We start from the raw sequence: 19,198 nt of genomic DNA, 5'->3' as shown, positions 1-19,198 counted from the left end.
TTCTAAAATCCATCTAAATCATAATATTCGTCTTCAAGATCGAATTGCTTTTTCTTATCTTGCTTCTTATCTTCTTTTTCCGCGTTGTTTTTCTTATTATTCGCATCTTTTGTTCCGTCCTTGCGGTTCTTTGTTCTCAAACCGTCGTCGAAATATATGCCGGTGTCTTCTTTCTTATGCGTTATACTCTGCGGCTGTTTCTTAGGTTGCGGTTTAACCGGCGCAACAGGCACCGTCGTCGATGGGTTTGTCTGTATAGTCGGCACATTAGCAGAGGAGGCTTCCGACTGACTGTTATCAGTCTTTATTTTAGGTACAGACTCCGGTTGCGGCTTAACAATAGTTCCTTCTTCAACAACAGTCGTGTTCGTTTGTTCTTTCTTGTTACTCTCCGGTTCTTTTACAACAACAGTTCCCGATTGCCTTTGTGTACTCGTATTATTTTGCGGTTCATCAGGAATAACTGTCGTGCCCGAGTTTGCAGGAAGTGTTTCTTTTTCTTCATCGGGAATAACAATCGAACTGTTGCCGGAAGGAGATACATCAAGCCCGTTATCAATAAAAATGCCATCGTCGAGCATATTATCAATGTCACGCTGCGTAGGTACATTGTTCGCCGGCTCCTTCTCTGTCACGATTTCCTCAGGTTCAGAAAGTAACCGGAAAGTACTTACTTTCAATGGAGCAAAGTGTTTGTTGTAGAAAGCATCGTAATCATCATAGCTATATTGTCCGCCCAGCAATTCAAGGTTCTTATTGCTGATGATTACCATACGACTTTTACCCAGCCGCTGGGTAATACCTTTCTGTTTAGACAGCTGCCTGCCGTACTGCAATGCCTCATCATAACTGCGGAAACCCGATACCAGCATGCGATGCAGGCCGTCGGCATCTTCAATTTCGATACCGAAACTTCTAACCATATAGCTCGTAAAATTGTACTTTGCAATTTCGTAAAGAAGCTGATGCTCGTTAACAGAATCGGGATTATACACGAGCATGAAAACAAAATCAGCATTACGCTCGTTGGAGAATTTGCGTGCGGCAATGGAATCACTGTCGCTAAGTACGGCTACACGACGCTGCCATACGTTGTCGATATCGAACCTGCCTCCCCGAAGTTTCTTCCCTGCATTCACGCCGTTTACAATCATGCCGGCCATCTCGCTCAACTTACTTTCAGGATATTTTTCTATGATTGTTTTCATGTTGTCAAGACATCCGTTCGCATTCCCGTTGTTGAGTTTGCTCAATCCATCGATAAAAATAAACTTATCACGGTTCTTTCCAAGCGGGAAACGCATTTCGGATATATGTGTATTTCCGCTTACTTCCGAATATCGATCTGCTTTGAAAGCAGCGTAGGTAGCTGCATAAAGAGAGTCTTCGATATGCTTTCCCAAAACTGCATTTTCTTTAAAATAAGGATCGGTAAGTATGGCAGTCCATTCGCTTTTGGGGTATTGCAGTTTTAGTTTCTGAATGTAGCTTTCTGCCAATGAAGGCATATTAAGCCTCGAATATAGCAGGAACAAGTGATAATAAGCATTATCCGTATGTTCATAGTCGGGATATGATTCGGTAAGTCGCCGCAACGCTCTCTCACTTAGCTTCAGATTATCAAGATAATCTTTAAAGATAACGCCCGAATTGTAAAGACCATCTTCTATTATCAGGTTACTCGCCTGAAGCTGTTCTTGGGTAAAAGGTATCTGTGCAAGGTAATATTCTCGTTTATGAGGATCGTTCTGTGCATCGTTTGTCAACTGTTTCAACGAGTCTTCTATTTCAGCTTGTCGTGCTAGAGAGTCACGAATGGCATCCGTCATGGTATCAACTTCTCCGGTATGAGCAACAACTGTTTTGTTAATGCGTTGCCAATTATCAATATTTTCGCGCTTTCCCCAAAGCTTTTGAAAAGCGATTTTCCCTTGATTTACCGCCATTTGATTATAGAAATACCATTCTCCGTTTTGACTATTGATACCGAGTGTCGATGGATTGGTATTGTTCTGCGGATTATTTATATCTCCCATACCGCTATTGGCTGCCTGCACTGCTTGCGAATTTTGCTCTGCCAACCTATTGGCTTCTTCCTTTTCTTTCTTTTTTAAAGCCTCAATCACTCGGTCAATGGCGGCATTACGATCATGCTCGTTCATCTTTGCAAGAACCTGCAATGAGTCTTGTAAATGCACCGCATCGGTATACGGTACCAATTTATCGAGCACCTTAGAGCGTTTCTCCAACTGTTCGTAATCGTCTCTCTCCTTATCGAGCAGCCCAATAGCAGTATTATAGCAACGTTGGGCATCGCTGAACTTTTCTTTTATCCAATACAGATCGCCCAACTTCAGTAGCAGTACACCTTTCTCAATACTATTACGAGTAGATTTTATATTGCCTTTTTCATAGGCAGATATAGCATTAGAAGTATCTTTCTGTGCCAGATAGATATTTCCTATAGCATAATATACTTGGTCGAGATAGTCTTTGTTATTGTCTGAAACAGCCATACGTTTCAGACGATTGATCATCTGTTTCGACCGACTACCTGCCATTACTTCGGTCATGGCAATACGGGCATTGAACTCCACCTCGTAAGGTGGAGCCAGCCTGATGACATGTTTATATGCTTTATAAGCAAGTTCTCGGTGTCCTAATGCATTCTCGAGCTGTCCCATGAGATACCATTCGCGTGCTTTTTGCTTTCTTCGCATCTCATGTCTGATCACTTTCCGAAGATAAGGAATGGCTTTTTCGTAGTTGCCGGTATGGATGTAATAGTCGGCATAGGTATAGTCCCATTCCTTTTGAGCACGCCAATGAATGGAGTCACGTTCCATGTTTCGAATAACATCTTCGGCATCATACAGCCATCCTTGTTCGATATAACTCTTGGCAAGCCATGCACGTGCCCGACCATAAATGGCCGGTTGCGTTTGATAGAGGCGACTCATATAAGAAAAGGTGGAAGCAGCTTCATCGAATTTACCTTGATGAAATTGCGAACGTCCCATAAGAAGCCATGCTTTCCATAGAAAGGGATTATACTCTTTGCGGTTCAACCATTCGATGTCTCTCTCTGTTTTTCGTCTGTTTTTTGTCCATTCCGGTCGCTTTTTAATACTGTGGAGTTTGATTGCTTTCTCACATTTTTCAATGGTTCTATCAAAGTTTCCCTTGCCTAACCCTATACTATTCTTATTTCCTACGGTATAGAGAGGAATCAATTCAGTAAAGTTATCTTTATTTCCTTTTTCCTTTTCAAGCGAACCGTCGATATAGGCAAGCGAACCATTATAGTATATATTATACCGTGCATTGAAAGAATGCCACCAACGATTTTTAGCAGTATTTCTCTGCGTAGAACATCCTATCAGCAATATTATTACGGCTACAGATAGGAACAGGGGGATTATATGTTGCTTATCGGGCAATCTCACTCTTATAAAACTTCATTTGTATTGTTTTTATTGCCTTAACCAAAGCATAAATGATGATACTTATAAAGATGATTGCAGCACCGGATGGCACATTCAGCCAATAACTGATGGCGAGTCCGCACAAACAGTCTATCCATCCTATCAGTATGCTTATCAATATCATGCTTTTAAAACTATCGGTAAATATGTTGGCAGTCATGTGGGGAATAGTAAGCAGACTAATGGCCAACACGATACCTACCATTCGTAGTGTAGCAACAATTGTCATGGCTATGAGGATCATCATCAGATATTCCACAGCCGTTACAGGTAATCTCTGCGACTGGGCAAAACAGCTATCAAAGGCAATACAAAGAATGGTTCTGAACAACAGAACGAACGTTAATATCACGAGCAGCGTTATTACAGCGAGCAACCAAAGGTCTTGCTGCGTAATTGTAAGAATGCTTCCGAAAAGGAATGAGGGAAGATCGGGCATAAACCCGGGAGTAAGAAAGCAACATATAATACCGATACTCATACCGAATGTCCAGAATAGAGCTATGGCCGAATCTTCACGAACATTACCTCTATGCGACATCCATTGTATGCCGCAAGCGCTGAGGATGGCATAAATAAGAGCCGATGCGATGGGATTAATGCCGCACAACACGCCAATGCCGATGCCTCCAAACGATGCATGAGTAATGCCACCGCTTATGAACACCAAGCGTCTTGTAACGATATAGGTTCCTATAAAGCCGCAAAGAATGCTTGCCAACAGCGAACCTATGATCGCATTTTGGAAAAAAGTATATTGCAATATCTCCATTTTAATTGTTGTCTATAATCATGATAACCTCATCTTTCAATTGGTTAGGCAGGTTGATACCACGAAGTATGAGACTTCGATTCCATCCTTTCACCTCGTCTTGACGCATTGTGTAAAGTACATCCGCAAATTGTTCTACCTCTTTCTCCGTATAACTATCAGACGGTCGACCTTTAAAAATATCGAGTTCTTCGTCGTTATAATATTCTATATCTTTCAGCGATGCCTCCATCATACATTCCTGTTCGCATCGCTCATCTTCTCCTGTACAAGTAGCACAGGTAGGCACCGACGGTATTACTTTCTCTTCATTTCCATTTTTATGTTTGGAAAGAACCTCTGCGAGTACGCAAATAACGCCAAGCATGACCAACGAGATAACGAGATAGACCATCTTCTTATTTTTCGAGAATGGAGAAACCGGCACTTTTTATATCGTTCCAAAAAGCGGGATAAGATTTGGTTACCACCTGCGGATGGTTGATTGTTATACCGGGAAACCTATACGCAGCCGGAGCAAACGACAGTGCCATGCGGTGATCTTCGTAAGTATCTATCGGTTCCGGCGTTGGTGTGCAGTGTTCACCAGCCCATATCAACTCACTCCCGTTACTCTCCTTTACTAAACATCCGAGTTTTTTCAGTTCTTTCCGTAGCGCCTCTATACGATCTGTTTCCTTAATGCGTAGGCTGGCAAGGCCTGTAAAATGAAACGGAATTTCCATAAGTGCACAGCATACGACAAAGGTTTGTGCGAGGTCAGGAGAATTAATGAAATCGTAATCTAATCTTGGTACGGCACCTTCATGTCTTGTTAATATGACATCGGGGGCACGGTTCTCTTTCCTATTTTCAAAGGTTGTCTTGACACCAAGCAGCGAGAAAAGATATTTCACCACGGAATCTCCTTGTTTCGAGCCGTCGGTCAAGCCTCTCAATCTAAGCTTTGCATCCTTGTTACCCAATGCCATTATCTCGTACCAATACGAGGCCCCGCTCCAGTCGCTTTCGATTGTATAAGGTCTGCTCTGGTAGGATTTCGGCATAATAGTGATAGTATCGATATCACTCCACTCCGCATCAGCACCGAATTCTTTCATCATCCAGAGCGTTAGTTCTATATACGGACGCGAAGCAATCTCGCCATTAAGTTTCAATTCGAGCCCGTTCTTCAATGCCGGACCAATCATCAACAATGCCGAAATATATTGTGAACTTACGTCGCCCGCTATCTCTAAGTGCCCCCCATCGAGCTGTCTCCCTTTTATTTCAAGTGGCGGATAGCCTTCTTTGCCTAAATAAGTGATATCGGCTCCCAGATATCTCAGCGCTTCCACCAATATTTTGATAGGCCGCTGCTGCATGCGATCGGTTCCGGTTATGATATGATGCCCATCCGTTGCTGCCAGATAAGCCGTAAGGAAACGCATAGCGGTGCCAGCTGCTTTTATGTCTATTACTTCGGGCATATATCGCAATGCATGAACAATCACAGACGTATCGTCGCAGTCCGAGATGTTTTCGGGCAACAAACTGCCACCTGTCAGCGCATGTATAATCAGCGCACGATTACTGATACTTTTGGATGCTGGAAGTTTAATAATGGTGTCAATACATTCGGGAGCATAAATAGAATATTGCATATCTGCGAATAATATAAATCTATTTTACGAATACGATGGGTAAATCGAGCACCTTACCGGTTTCTTTACCGGTTCCCTTTGTTGTAACCAACCGTCTATTGGTGCCGGGCTGTAGTTTCGGGCCGGGTATAAGCGGACTGTAATACAACACTTTTCTAATTCTTTGCTTTTGCTCCGGCGAAAAACTGAAGCTATAGCTGATGGAATAATCCATCAGATTTTCCGAATAGAAATCACTACCATTACAATTGCTCCTTCTTAAAAGATATCTTATATCAATATCATCTTTAGAATAAGCCAGATAATTCTTCAATTCTCTTTGATAAGCAATACGGTTGTAGCTTGGCGTATCCTTACAAAAATCGGTATCTCCGCACGAGTCAACCATTTCATAGCTTTGGTCTTGGGTTCGTTGTGTGAATGTATGATGGAGTCCTAAGTAATGTCCTAGCTCATGAGCCAGCGTAACAATCACGTCAGACGAATTGTAATTATAAGATTTTTTTCCCTTATCGGCATCGTATCTTGTAGACTCTTCGTCGATATACAGACTATTGATGGAGGAGCAATAGGCGTATCCCAGATTTTCCTTAGACAGTGTAGTCTGATTAACAACGCTCAAACCGGCCAAAGCCGAATCATTCTTTATGACATAAGGCATATGACTGATGCCCAAAGTAATGCCATCGGTATCTTCATCTGTAGCAAAATTGTACACCATTATATTAATATATTCGTTCGGATTCCAAATATATTTCGTGTATGCTCTTCCCTTGCTTCCCATGATTTTGTACGGATCAATTGGATAATCTTCATCCCATTCGATGTATTCAACACCCGGTGACGCAAGTTTATTTCCTTTCTCATCGTTTGTGGCAAGCTGAAACTCAACATTTATATTCTCGCTCTTTCCGTAAATATTTCCTTTATAAAGTTCGTTCACACGAGAAAGAATGGTTGCCAGTCTGCTTTGCGAGACGTATTGTTTAGAGTTTGTTCTATTGTTATAAATTACATGGAATATTACAGGAAGCTTGTACACATAGCTGTCGTTGATCTCTTGGGTAGTGTTATCCTCATCCTGATCGTATTCAGTATTGTGTACTTGTTTTTCGTCCTCGAGATTGTCATCGCTTTTACAAGAAGCAACCAACAACGTTGTTGCTAATAACAAATACAGATATATCTTCATTTTTCTACATTATAATTAATGATGCAAAGTTACGAAATAATATAGATTATACGATATTTTGGAATAAAAGAATATAATAAAACAAATATTTATCTTTTTTCTGACATATACCAGCACCTTTATAAATAATTGGTTATCATTCTAATATAATCATCCAGAGTATGGAAGCATGACAATAATCTACTGTCAGAACATCTTTTTCCGACCACAGAAAGCGATATTTATCTTTCATACAATGAGCGTGTATGCCTTATACAACATAAATGTACGGCCGACAGAAAGCATGTCTACACAGTTTGTTTCCATCACCCGACTGGCTTACATCCTTAAAAATATGATTTAAGAATTAAAAAGTATCGGTTAAATTTGGTAGATTGCAGCAGAGTATGTACCTTTGCAATCGCTGAAAGGCAATATTCGGGATTTGGCGCAGTTGGTAGCGCACACGTCTGGGGGGCGCGAGGTCGCTGGTTCGAGTCCAGTAATCCCGACCATTTTAAGGTCAATCTATTAGAAGATAACGCATTATACTTTATCGGTAGTAAGGTAATCGGTGAAAAGTCGGTGAAGTATTTTATTGCATAGTTAATTACCAATTACAGGGTATTTCATTCCAAAAACTAAAGAAATATTTAAATTGTTATCGTTTTAAAATACCAAATAAAGTATATTTTATCTTGCATACACTATTGAATGTATGCATTTGGTATCAGATCATTTTAAATCGCTAACAATATTTATAAAGCCATCTGCATAAGGCAAACTCGGCTTTTCCAAACATACTTCAGTTTGCTTTCTGCCCTTACGAACCAACTTGTTTGTCGCTATTTTGCCTCCGTAAAATTCTTAGGTTTATATAAGAAAGTACGAAAGCACATATCGACATGCCGATAAGAAAGGCGATGAAGCCATACGAAGGCACGGTCGGTTCGGAAGTGTACCATATTCTATTGGGCAATATCTGTAATAGTATGAAACCTAAAACACCCGCAATCAGCGATACAGCGACAATGGCGCACCTTTTAAAATAGGTGGCTCCAAGGAAGTAAAGCGACACCACGAAGAGGTAGGTAGGAAAACCGTAGGCCTTACTCATATCATCGAAGCCGAACCCTTCGATCGCTATACACTCGTTGGACCGGCCTACAATGAAAGCATCCATTAAATAAATGCCGAATATCATGAACAGAAACGGCAGCAACACATAAATAAGCCACCGCACAAACCATTCCATGAATACGCTTACTTTGCGATGCAGACCGTTCTCCCCGTGCTCATCGCCGGCATCCCACATTGCCAAAGAGGCGATAACGGTGCCGGCAAACAACAATACGGGGAAAAGGTAAAGGGCAACTTCTCTCCCACTGCGACCGGAATTTCCCGTGGGCGAGCCCATTCCACTTATAGCCGTTATGAAAAGATCGACCAAAAAGAACACTATAAACACACAGATCGTAAACGCTATTCTGAACTTTTTCAGCGTGTTCCACAACGACGCAAAGCACACGTTGAATGTATTATCGTATTGTATTTCCATCGTCTTTACTTGTATTTGTTCCTGATTACTTTTGCAAGGGGAATACTGTCTTCCCCATAGGTCAGGTCGCCATAGGCTTTCTCTTTGACTTTTATCTTACCGTAAGAAGCGAAAGTAAGTTCTTCTATATTACCTTTTCCGGTAAAGAGCATGCTATCCACCTTGCACCGACTATCGCCAAATCTCACATATCCGTTCGCCTCTACTTCCATCTTCTTGATATGTGCCCGTCCCAGATCAAAGCCATACCATGACGAATAGAGATAATCGATTTGTGTATTACCGTAAAATCGCACATTTCCATTGTTATAGCACCCCAGACTTTTCAGCTTGGCATCTATGAAATACACCGAACAATCATTATCTATCTCTATGGCCCAAAGCGAGTTCATCACCGTTATGTAAACGAAAAGATTCCCACCTGAGTCTTCTTGCATTTCTCTTTCGTCGTCAAGGGAATAGAGGGGATGCTCCTCGTCCCATCCTCTCAATATACGCAGATCTTCATCCGAATACTTATGAACGAGCTTATGTTTCTCGTTTGTATCAAGGGCTGCGCCTTTCTTGGTAACGGTACAGCGCAGCATGCCGCCCACTCTCGTAACCTTAATCAAGTCTTTCGGGTATGTGATCCGGCATTTCTCCTGATCGTCGGTGGTACGAATAACGATGTTGACATTGGCCCATTCCGGTTGTCCGAAATAAAGAATTTCGCGTATTCCATGCATCCTTTTCGTAACAAAGCTATCTACATCCACCTCCATCCGGCCCAGATCGGCCAAACTATGAGGATTAAAACCCAAGGGAAGCTGCATTCCGAACCACCATAGACCGGCAAACGAAACGGCCAAGAAAGCTATTCCCAGTAAACAAGCAAACCTCTTCATTGCGGTATTTTTAACTTGGTACAAAGATAGACAATATATGTATATCACACAAACGGTAGAGATATTTTTTATATTCGGTATTTCTAAAACGGATAGCCATAGGTAATGTAACGGCAAAGTAAATTGTAATTAAACAAAATATGTAGAAAAACAGCCACACGAAAAGAACATACAGTGATATAATAACAAAAGAGAAAGGCTCTAAAGAATAAGTATCTCTCGGTCAATATAGCGTGTTTTTACAAAATACTAAGAAATGATGATTGCGAAGATAAACAAAAATAATTACCTTTGCCGCGAAATTTATAATTTATTTAAGAGTGAACTTATTCGCTTTATGACAAACGTTATTTGTTTGTAACAATCGTACCAGCGTGGGTATGATGACGGGAAAGAGGCCATATAAGTTTGATTTTTTTGATTATGCGTTATAGAATGAAAATGCTGCCCCTGCTCATTGCACTGACACCATTAGGCATGTATGCACAATTACAGGAAGGCTCAAAAGACGAAAGAAAGAACGCCATGACAGATTCGGTACACAGGATAACTGAGGTGGTGGTACGTTCCAATCAGATGTTAGGTAGTAAGTTCGAGGCTCGTAACCGCACGGGATCGGCTTATTATATCTCTCCACAAGAAATAGGAAGGTTCGGTTATACCGATATCAACCGTATGCTAAAGAGCGTACCGGGCGTGAATGTCTATGAAGAAGACGGCTTCGGCTTACGCCCGAATATCAGTTTACGCGGTACGAAAGCAGAGCGAAGCGAACGTATCTCGCTGATGGAAGACGGCGTGTTGGCCGCTCCGGCCCCTTATGCCGCACCGGCAGCCTATTATTTTCCTAATGCCGGACGCATGTATGCCATTGAGGTATTGAAAGGAAGCAGTCAGGTACAATACGGTCCGTTTACTACCGGAGGCGCCATTAATATGGTATCGACGCCAATTCCTAATAAGTTTACTGCCAAACTTAACACATCTTACGGCAGCTACAATACGCTCAAATCATATTTAAGCGTAGGAAACAAATTCAAGTACGTGGGATTTTTAGTAGAATATCTGCGCTATCAATCGGATGGATTCCGCAAGGATGAGCCAAACGAACGCACAGGATTCAAACGCAATGATCTCATCGTAAAACTCTCAGCACAAACCAACAAAACTGAAGGAGTAAATCACTTGTTTGAATTGAAGTTCGGTTTTGCCAACGAAAATTCCGATGAAACTTACTTAGGACTATCGGAAAACGATTTTGCTACACGCCCCTACTTCCGTTATGCGGGCGCTCAAAAAGACAATCTTCGAACTCGACACGCCCAATGGGTTGCCACTTACCTGATTGAAGCCGGCAACAAATTGAAAATAACCACAAACCTATATTACAATTACTTCTTCCGTAACTGGTATAAACTTAACGAAGTACGCGCCGGCATTACCAAGGCAGAGCGCCGATCGATTGATGATGTGCTCGCTGATCCGGAAACCAATAAAGATTATTTCGATATTGTTACGGGTAAAAAAGATTATATTGGCGAGGCTCTGATGTTGCGTGCCAACCATCGCGTGTACCATTCGCGTGGCGTACAGTCGAAAGGTGAATACCGTACAATGTTAGGCGGCGGCTATTTCACTGCAGAGTTAGGAGTGCGATATCATGCCGACAGTGAAGACAGATTTCAGCAAGACGACGGTTATTCTATACAAAACGGCCGTATGAGCCTGTTCTTAGCAGGGCTTCCGGGCAGCAATGCAAACCGCATAACCACTGCTCATGCTTGGTCTGGTTATTGGTTAGGAAAGTGGTCGAAAGGCATTTTTACCGTAACGGCCGGCATGCGTTACGAAGACGTAAAGCTGTTGAAACGCGATTATACCAAGGCCGATCCCCGTCGTACAGGCAAAGTACGCATAGAAACACCTAATCATGCACGGGCACTTTTGCCGGGTTTGGGCATCAATATGAGGCTGCTACCCATCTTTTCAGTATTCGGCGGTATTCATAAAGGGTTCGCCCCGCCCAGCGCCACGCTCAACCAAAAGGCCGAAAGTAGTGTGAACGTGGAAACCGGACTACGCCTCACGATGCAGAAGTTGAAGTTTGAAGCGATAATATTCAATAACAATTACTCCAATATGTTGGGAAGCGACTTGGCTGCACAGGGCGGTCAAGGCACGCTCGACCAGTTTAATGTGGGCAAAGCTGTTGTAAACGGTTTGGAATTGATGTTGCATTATCTGCCATTACCCAAGCGTTTCGCGGTGCAACTTCCTATCCAACTCTCTTATACTTATACCAACACCAAGATGAAGAACGCTTTCACAAGTTCGGCATGGGGTAACGTTGCTTATGGCGATGAAATACCCTATATTTACAAGCATGCCTTCAATGCACAGGTAAGTATCGAACACAAACGAGTGGAAGCCAACTTCGGCTTGCGCTACAACGGCGATATGCGAACCATACCCGGACAAGGAAAGATTGCAGAACGTGAGAAAATCCCTGCTCATCTTATCTTAGACGCCTCGTTGAAAGGGCATATCAACAAATACGTTACTCTAACTGTGAATGCTATCAACTTAACCAATCGTAAGTATTTGGTATCGCGACATCCGTCAGGACTTAGGGCCGGCCATCCGTTCGGTATCTACGGAGGATTACAAGTGCATCTATAAGAAACTACAATTTCTATTTAAACGACAAATAAACAGTTATTAATTCAATAATGTATATACAAGCAAATATTAAAAAAGTCTTTGCCGTGTGCCTATTGGTACTCGTATCGCTTGCCGCGATAGCACAATCCGGAGATATTATAACGGGTACAGTAAAGACGGAACAAGGCGAAACACTCGTGGGAGCATACGTCAATGTCGTGGGTACACAGATAAAAGCCGTTACGAATGCGAAAGGACAATTCACGATAAATGCTACACCGGGGCAAACTTTGCAGGTGAGCTATATCGGGATGGCTACACGACGAGTCAAGATAACAGCACTATCTATGGACATTACATTATATGACAACAGCCATCAGGTAGACGAAGTAGTGATAACAGGTTACCAAAATATCCGTAACAGGGTGTACACCGGTGCTGCAACATCGGTAAAAATGAACGACATCAAGCTCGAAGGAATTGCCGACGTATCTCGCATGCTCGAAGGGCGTGTGCCCGGTTTGTCGATACAGAATATATCGGGAACGTTCGGTTCAGCACCCCGCATCAACATACGAGGGGGCGCTTCCATCATCGGAAACGTGCAACCTCTCTGGGTTATCGATGGCGCCGTGTACGAAGATCTTGTACACCTAAGCATTGATCAGTTGGCATCCGGCGACGCCGTAACGCTGATTAGTTCTGCTGTATCGGGCCTCAATCCGGCCGACATACAAGACATACAAGTACTGAAAGACGCTTCGGCCACATCGGTATACGGCGCACGGGCATTGAATGGTGTAATCGTAATAACAACAAAGTCGGGCAGAAAAAACTCTCCCCTGCGTATAAGCTACTCTACGGAGAATACTGTACGTCTGAAACCCCGCTATGCCGACTTCGATTTACTGAATTCTCAAGAAACGATGTCGCTCTATCAAGAAATGAACGACAAGGGATATTTCGGCATCAGCAACTCTCTTTACGGAAGACGAAGCGGAATATATTACCAGCTATACAAAGGAATAAGCACCATCAATCCCGCCACGGGCACTTATTATCTTCCTAACACACCCGAGGCAAAGATGGATTTTCTGCGCAAACGAGAATATGCCAATACCAACTGGTTCGATCTTCTATTTACCATGAAGCCTATCACCAACCATTCTATAACGCTTTCCGGCGGCGGTAAAAATACGGCCACCTACGCTTCCATAGGCTTTTATTACGACGGAGGATGGACTATTGCCGACAATGTTCGCAGACTTACCGCCAATATAAAGAACACCTTCTACATCAACGATAAACTCATAACCACACTTACGGCACAGGGTAACATTCGTTCACAGAAAGCCCCGGGCACTATGCCGCAACGTAAAAACAACGCGATCGGTACCTTTGAACGCGATTTCGATATCAACCCGTTCTCGTATGCTCTCGGAACGAGCCGCACCCTTCGGCCTTACAACGAAAACGGCAGCCTTGAATATTATCGCAACAACTGGGCTCCGTTCAACATTCTGAACGAATATGCCAATAACAAAATGAACATCAACGTCTTAGACTTTAAGCTACAAGGCGAGGCAACCTATAGGGTGAACACCGATTTAGCTATAAAAACGTTGGTTTCTACACGGCAAGCATACACCACAACCACGCATGAAATATACGAAAATTCTAATGTAGTACAGGCATATCGCGCAAACGAAAATCCGTTCGTAGCACAGCAGAACATCTATTTAGTACACGACAAAGACAATCCGTTGCTGCAACCAAAGGTGGGATTGACACATGGTGGCATCCTTAACAAGACAGAAGCCTCGCTAAAAAGCTTCTTGGCACGTATTGCGTTCGACTTTGATAAACGTATCGACCAGCACGATGTAAAGGCTTTTGCCTTTACCGAAATACGTTCGGCCGTGCGTACCGTCAACCCTTTCCAAGGATACGGCATCCAATACGACAGGGGAAATCAGATATATACCAACCCGTTGATATTCGATAAACTTATCAACGAAGGCAATAGCTACTTCAATCTGCACAAACGAAACGACCGTGGAGTAACGTTCTCCTTTAACGGTACGTACGGTTATGCAGGCAAATACGTCTTCAATATGGTATTCAATTGCGAGGGTTCCAATACTTCTGGCAAGGGAGCAAGGGCTTTATGGCTGCCTACATGGAACATCGGAGCCAAATGGAACATAGACCAAGAGGCGTTTATGAAAGGCAACAGTACCATTTCAAGATTGGCCTTGCGTGCCAGCTACGGCCTTACGGCGAAGATGAACGAAGAAGCTATCAACGCCAATTCTATTTTTAAAGGCGGTATTGTAAACCGCTATCATTTCAAGGACCGAGAGAATAAACTCAATATTCTGCATCTTGAGAACAGAGACCTTACATGGGAAAAGATGTACGAGCTAAATATAGGTGTGGAATTGGGCCTGTTTAACAATCGCATCAGCACAACACTCGACGTGTATCAACGCAATACTTTCGATTTGATCGACCTTGTACGCACTTCTGGCGTGGGGGGGCAATACTACAAATATGCCAACTTCGGCGATATGCGCACACGAGGCATAGAGCTTGGCGTACATACCAAGAACATCGTAACAGGAACATTTAACTGGAGTACAAGCCTTACATTGAGTGCGATGAATCAGAAAATAACACGCCTGTTGAATACGCCTAATGCCTTCGATATGGTGGCAGGAAGGGGACGCGGCAATATCGTAGGCTATCCGAGAGGTTCGCTTTTCTCATTCAACTTTCAAGGATTGAACAACAATGGCCTGCCAACATTCGACTTCGGACTATATCCTTCCAGTCAAGGAGAGTACTCTAATATTGCCGGAGCCGACTTTCTTGATACGCAATATGCCAAATCATATCTCTTATATCATGGCCCTATAGAACCGCAAGTGATAGGCGGTTTGTCGAATACTCTTAAATATAAAGACTGGGAATTGTCGTTCTTCGTAACCATGCAGGCAGGAAATAAGATACGTCTGAACCCCACTTTCGATCCCGAATTCGGCGATCTTAATGTCTTTTCCAAATCATATTACAACCGTTGGCTCAATCCGGGAGATGAGTTAAAGACCGATATTCCGGTACTTCCGTCGCAGGAATTGATTGCGAAAGTGGGCAAAGAAAACATCGAACGTGCCTATAATACCTATAATTACTCACAGAAAATGGTTGCAGACGGAAGCTTTGTACGTATGAAAAATATATCGTTAGGATATAATATTCCTGATAAATTCCTTAAAAAGATGAAGCTACATACAATGAACTTGCGCCTAAATATCACCAATCCTTTCCTGATTTATTCGGATAAGAAGCTCAAAGGACAAGACCCGGAGTATTATAAATCGGGCGGTGTATCGCTTCCTACTCCCAAACAATATACCTTAACATTGAACATAGGTTTCTAACATAACAAAAATATGAAAAGAAATATATTGCTATTCACAGTAGCTTTGCTGTGCACAGGATGTAATGGCTTCCTTGATAAAAGTCCGGATTCGGAGCTTGATGTCGACATTAATTCGGAAGAAAAGATAGCAGAATTGCTCACCGGAGCTTATCCCGAGGCAAGCTACATCCCGTTCTTGGAACCGCGTACCGATAATGTCGATGAGCGTACCAACGGCATTCATTCTCGTTTGAACGAGGCTATGTTCTTTTGGGAAGACTACGATCAGGAAGATCTCGATACCCCCTTGAACTATTGGAATGCCTGTTACAAGGGAATTGCGCAAGCCAATAAGGCCTTAGAACTTTTAAGCCGTTATCCGAAAAGCGAACGCGTAAAAGCCCTATACGGAGAGGCTTTCTTGCTAAGAGCTTACCTACATTTCATGTTGGTCAACATTTGGTCGGAGCCATATGGTGGAAAATCCACCAATCCGGGTATCCCCTATATCACAAAACCCGAGAAAAATGCTTTGGTAGATTATCAACGCGGTACGGTTAACGAGGTATACGACCGGATAGAAAAAGACCTGAAATTAGGTATATCCTTGGTTTCGGATACCTATTACAAGCACCCCAAATTCCATTTCAATAAAAAGGCAGCCTATGCATTCGCATCTCGTTTCTATCTTATGAAAGGCGAATGGAAGCAGGTAATAGCCTATGCAGACTACGTACTTGGCGGAGATCCGAAGACACAACTAAGGCCTTGGACACAATATGCCAACGAATTAGAGTTCAATCACCAAAACCTTTATCGCAAATATGCCGCTACGAATGAACCTGCCAACCTGCTGTTGGTCAGCACAGAGTCACGTCTGGCACGCACAATACCTACAGATAAGTACGGTTCTACCTTCGGAACGGTAGACAAGATATTCGCCCAAAAGGGTATTGAAGGCGGGGGCGATTACTCCAAAATGAACTTCATAGGCACTTACATTTTCACGTCATCGGTAGCACCCGTTACAACCGGCCGTTATCTGGCTAAGTTCGACGAGCTCTCCAACTCGGAAAGTACAGGCACGAAACCGCGAGGCATTTATGTTACGAATGTGCTCTTTTCGACAGACGAGGTACTCCTAAACCGTATGGAAGCCCATGCAATGCAGAAAAACTATAATCGTGCCATCGACGATTTTCTGCAATATATGCAGGGGAAGTTCGGTTTTATGCCCTCGGTCAATAGAAACGTGTACACTTCTACAAATAGCGAGAACTACAATGTTTATACTCCATTCTACGGACTTACCCTGAAACAGCTTGCTATGGTGAAACTCTTTCTCGATTTCCGGCAAAAGGAATTCTACCAAGAAGGCCTGCGCTGGTTCGACATCCGTCGCTTCCATTTGGCCGTGAAACGCTCTTCGAAGAGTTCATACTATTTTCCTTTAGAGAAAGAAGATCCGCGAAAAGTGCTTCAGATACCGACCGAAGCCATTCAAAGAGGCCTTTCTGCCAACCCTCGCGAGCGCAACGAACCTCGCAGATAAACAGTATTATATAAAACAGGAACAATGAAAACGATAACTACAAAGATAATTCTTGCCATATGTACAGTCCTTTGGCTGGCGGCATGTAACAAAGAAACACTTAACGACAGAAGCGTTATAGACGACGGCAAGCAGCAGATAGAGCCTACACAATTGGATACTTGGATTCTCGAAAATATAACCAAACCCTACGGCATAGAGGTTATTTACCGCTGGGAAAAGCATGCCGGCGCCTCCGGAACATTCATCTATCCGCCGAAATTAGAGAATGTACGCTCGGTGCTCGAAGCAGTCAAGGAGCTGTGCATAGAGACCTACCGGTTGAAAGAGGTAGGCGGAGAAGATTTCTTGCTCGGCCGTGTACCCATCAAGATGTATCTGTACGGCGGAGGGAACCCCGATGAAAACGGGGTAGAACGCCTTTATAACCCGCAACTTACGGCGGCCGAGATGTGTATATATAATGTGAACGACTTTAATCCGGGCAATGCAGACAAGGTATTTGTACTGATGCGCAGCGTTTATCATCAGTTTGCCAAGCGTTTGATGCAGCTTATTCCTTATGATCGCGATAAGTTTTTAGCAATCAGCGGGCACCGTTACACGGGTTCCACCGAACTAATAGCCCCACCATTAAGTTATGCCCGTACGGGAAAGGAGAAATTTGGATTGGCCGACTATGCCAACAAAAGAGGGTTTTATACTATGCTCTCTTTCCTTTCTGCAGAAGATGATTTTGCCGAAATCATCAGTTCTACGCTTACCAGTACCCCCAAAGAGGTGTATGATGCCGGTATCATGGCGAAAACACCCGACACGGACATCGATCCCGAAGTGAACGCACGTTATGCCAAAGAGGCCGAACAAGCCTACAAAGAGTTTACGGAGAAGCAGGCTTTTGTGGATGAATACGTGCAGAAGAGCTGGCATATAAACCTTAAACAGATGCAGGTAACCAGCGTCAGAAGGATAAACTTTTACGTAAAACAGCATTAGAAAAAATGGATAAGATACGTTTATTTAAATATAGTTATATAGTATTGGCACTGTTGTTGGCGGGATGTTCGGGCAATGACGACGCATTCGACAAATCTCCCTCGCAACGCAGTAACGAAAGTATTACGGCTTTGAAGAACGAACTCGTGGGAGCTACTTACGGTTGGCGCGTGCTCTACTTCCCCAAAACCGACTCTCTGTTGTTCTCAAACCCCTCTGAAATTATCCCTCAAAATGGCTTCCGCGGGCGTTACGGTTACGGGGGCGACAGCTTTATCATGAAGTTCTCGGCCGACAATACGGTAGAGATGCTGGCCGACTTTACAAGCCGAACGGCCGTTGAAACCATGAAGAGCGAGTATTTGATAGGCCGCAACAGCTTCACACAGTTAAGTTTCGTTACCTATAATTATATACACCAACTCGTGAACGATCGCTTCGCAGGCTCGTCAGACTTTCTATATATGGGTAAGAACGAGGACGGTGATCTGATGTTCCGCACGGCATCTTACCTTCAGCCGGCACGCGAATATATCGTTTTCACCAAACTGAAAAGTGCTGAAGAGGCTGCAGATTTCGTACAAAAAGCTTATGCCAACCGCACTTTTTTCGAACAGATGGTGAACCCACAGCTACACATTCACAAGGGTGGGCGTACCTATTTCCGCAGCGATATATACATTAAACGAAACGTAGAAACCAATCGGGCCCTGCTTAAAGAGATAAAGGAAAAGAAATACTACCTGTTCCTTTTCACGCAAAAAAGAAATCCTATACCGGAATATCCTGCCAAAGAGATGACCGGTTTGGGCTCGGGATATGCCGGAACAGAGCATGGTATAACGTTCAGGGCAGGTTTGCGATACGATAACAAAACCATGTTTTTCGACTTTGAACGTAAAGGTAACCGTTTTATTGCCGAGCTGGTATCGGTATACGAGCCCTTGTTAAGGAGCACACGCATAGTAAGTAAGCACCTTCATCCGCAAGGTGAGCCCACCGGACTGCAGGCGGAAATATGGGATGCGGCGGCAGAATGACAGACAAAC

12 protein-coding genes and 1 tRNA gene are annotated in these 19,198 nt (G+C 43.3%); 6 read left to right on the top strand and 7 right to left on the bottom strand.

The features are described from left to right. Positions 1–2: 2 nt before the first annotated feature. Genes porW through BN3912_RS08635 form a run of 5 tightly spaced genes read right to left on the bottom strand, consistent with a single transcriptional unit; the run spans position 3 to position 7,092 of the window. Positions 3–3,446, bottom strand: a complete 3,444-nt coding sequence (gene porW / locus BN3912_RS08655; RefSeq protein ID WP_036859057.1) for a type IX secretion system periplasmic lipoprotein PorW/SprE — start codon at positions 3,444–3,446, stop codon at positions 3–5. Next, a complete protein-coding gene (locus BN3912_RS08650; RefSeq protein ID WP_023983683.1) occupies positions 3,430–4,257 on the bottom strand; it encodes a metal ABC transporter permease in 828 nt (275 codons plus the stop codon). The genes porW and BN3912_RS08650 overlap by 17 nt, the downstream gene beginning before the upstream one ends. Before the next feature lies 1 nt (position 4,258). Beyond that, positions 4,259–4,651, bottom strand: a complete 393-nt coding sequence (locus tag BN3912_RS08645) for a hypothetical protein (protein WP_023983684.1) — start codon at positions 4,649–4,651, stop codon at positions 4,259–4,261. Between the two features lie 4 nt (positions 4,652–4,655). Then, positions 4,656–5,900 carry a 3-phosphoshikimate 1-carboxyvinyltransferase gene (locus tag BN3912_RS08640; protein WP_023983685.1) on the bottom strand — a complete coding sequence of 415 codons (1,245 nt, stop codon included), beginning with the start codon at positions 5,898–5,900 and terminating at the stop codon, positions 4,656–4,658. Positions 5,901–5,919: 19 nt separating this feature from the next. Beyond that, positions 5,920–7,092 carry a zinc-dependent metalloproteinase lipoprotein gene (locus BN3912_RS08635; RefSeq protein WP_023983686.1) on the bottom strand — a complete coding sequence of 391 codons (1,173 nt, stop codon included), beginning with the start codon at positions 7,090–7,092 and terminating at the stop codon, positions 5,920–5,922. A gap of 418 nt (positions 7,093–7,510) precedes the next feature. Between BN3912_RS08635 and BN3912_RS08630 the strand changes: the two genes are divergently transcribed. Next, a tRNA-Pro gene (locus tag BN3912_RS08630) sits at positions 7,511–7,586 on the top strand. A 308-nt stretch (positions 7,587–7,894) separates the two neighbouring features. Here BN3912_RS08630 and BN3912_RS08625 read toward each other — a convergent pair. Both BN3912_RS08625 and BN3912_RS08620 read right to left on the bottom strand, forming a co-directional pair. Next, positions 7,895–8,629, bottom strand: a complete 735-nt coding sequence (locus BN3912_RS08625; RefSeq protein WP_023983687.1) for a hypothetical protein — start codon at positions 8,627–8,629, stop codon at positions 7,895–7,897. Between the two features lie 5 nt (positions 8,630–8,634). Then, positions 8,635–9,516 (bottom strand): hypothetical protein, encoded by an 882-nt coding sequence (locus BN3912_RS08620; RefSeq protein WP_023983688.1) that lies wholly within the window; start codon positions 9,514–9,516, stop codon positions 8,635–8,637. Positions 9,517–9,939: 423 nt separating this feature from the next. Between BN3912_RS08620 and BN3912_RS08615 the strand changes: the two genes are divergently transcribed. Genes BN3912_RS08615 through BN3912_RS08595 form a run of 5 tightly spaced genes read left to right on the top strand, consistent with a single transcriptional unit; the run spans position 9,940 to position 19,189 of the window. Beyond that, entirely contained in the window at positions 9,940–12,195 is a 2,256-nt protein-coding gene (locus BN3912_RS08615) for a TonB-dependent receptor family protein (protein ID WP_195906776.1), read from the top strand. Positions 12,196–12,245: 50 nt separating this feature from the next. Continuing rightward, on the top strand, positions 12,246–15,620 hold the full coding sequence (locus BN3912_RS08610) for a SusC/RagA family TonB-linked outer membrane protein (RefSeq protein ID WP_023983690.1): 3,375 nt from the start codon (positions 12,246–12,248) through the stop codon (positions 15,618–15,620). Positions 15,621–15,632: 12 nt separating this feature from the next. Continuing rightward, positions 15,633–17,153, top strand: coding sequence for a RagB/SusD family nutrient uptake outer membrane protein (locus BN3912_RS08605; protein WP_023983691.1), 1,521 nt, complete (start codon positions 15,633–15,635; stop codon positions 17,151–17,153). Positions 17,154–17,177: 24 nt separating this feature from the next. Continuing rightward, entirely contained in the window at positions 17,178–18,149 is a 972-nt protein-coding gene (locus BN3912_RS08600; RefSeq protein WP_023983692.1) for a putative zinc-binding metallopeptidase, read from the top strand. Positions 18,150–18,154: 5 nt separating this feature from the next. Next, complete coding sequence (locus tag BN3912_RS08595; RefSeq protein WP_023983693.1) at positions 18,155–19,189, top strand: DUF4302 domain-containing protein; 1,035 nt, start codon at positions 18,155–18,157, stop codon at positions 19,187–19,189. Positions 19,190–19,198: the final 9 nt, after the last annotated feature.

Source organism: Prevotella phocaeensis (genome assembly GCF_900065875.1).
GTDB lineage: Bacteria > Bacteroidota > Bacteroidia > Bacteroidales > Bacteroidaceae > Prevotella > Prevotella phocaeensis.
This window is presented reverse-complemented; position numbering and strand designations above follow the sequence as displayed.

What these genes read in the sequence shown, in the direction of transcription:
- BN3912_RS08650 (WP_023983683.1), bottom strand. Translation starts at nt 4,257, where the DNA reads ATGGAGATATTGCAATATACTTTTTTCCAAAATGCGATCATAGGTTCG.
- BN3912_RS08645 (WP_023983684.1), bottom strand. Translation starts at nt 4,651, where the DNA reads ATGGTCTATCTCGTTATCTCGTTGGTCATGCTTGGCGTTATTTGCGTA.
- BN3912_RS08640 (WP_023983685.1), bottom strand. Translation starts at nt 5,900, where the DNA reads ATGCAATATTCTATTTATGCTCCCGAATGTATTGACACCATTATTAAA.
- BN3912_RS08635 (WP_023983686.1), bottom strand. Translation starts at nt 7,092, where the DNA reads ATGAAGATATATCTGTATTTGTTATTAGCAACAACGTTGTTGGTTGCT.
- BN3912_RS08625 (WP_023983687.1), bottom strand. Translation starts at nt 8,629, where the DNA reads ATGGAAATACAATACGATAATACATTCAACGTGTGCTTTGCGTCGTTG.
- BN3912_RS08620 (WP_023983688.1), bottom strand. Translation starts at nt 9,516, where the DNA reads ATGAAGAGGTTTGCTTGTTTACTGGGAATAGCTTTCTTGGCCGTTTCG.
- BN3912_RS08615 (WP_195906776.1), top strand. Translation starts at nt 9,940, where the DNA reads ATGCGTTATAGAATGAAAATGCTGCCCCTGCTCATTGCACTGACACCA.
- BN3912_RS08610 (WP_023983690.1), top strand. Translation starts at nt 12,246, where the DNA reads ATGTATATACAAGCAAATATTAAAAAAGTCTTTGCCGTGTGCCTATTG.
- BN3912_RS08605 (WP_023983691.1), top strand. Translation starts at nt 15,633, where the DNA reads ATGAAAAGAAATATATTGCTATTCACAGTAGCTTTGCTGTGCACAGGA.
- BN3912_RS08600 (WP_023983692.1), top strand. Translation starts at nt 17,178, where the DNA reads ATGAAAACGATAACTACAAAGATAATTCTTGCCATATGTACAGTCCTT.
- BN3912_RS08595 (WP_023983693.1), top strand. Translation starts at nt 18,155, where the DNA reads ATGGATAAGATACGTTTATTTAAATATAGTTATATAGTATTGGCACTG.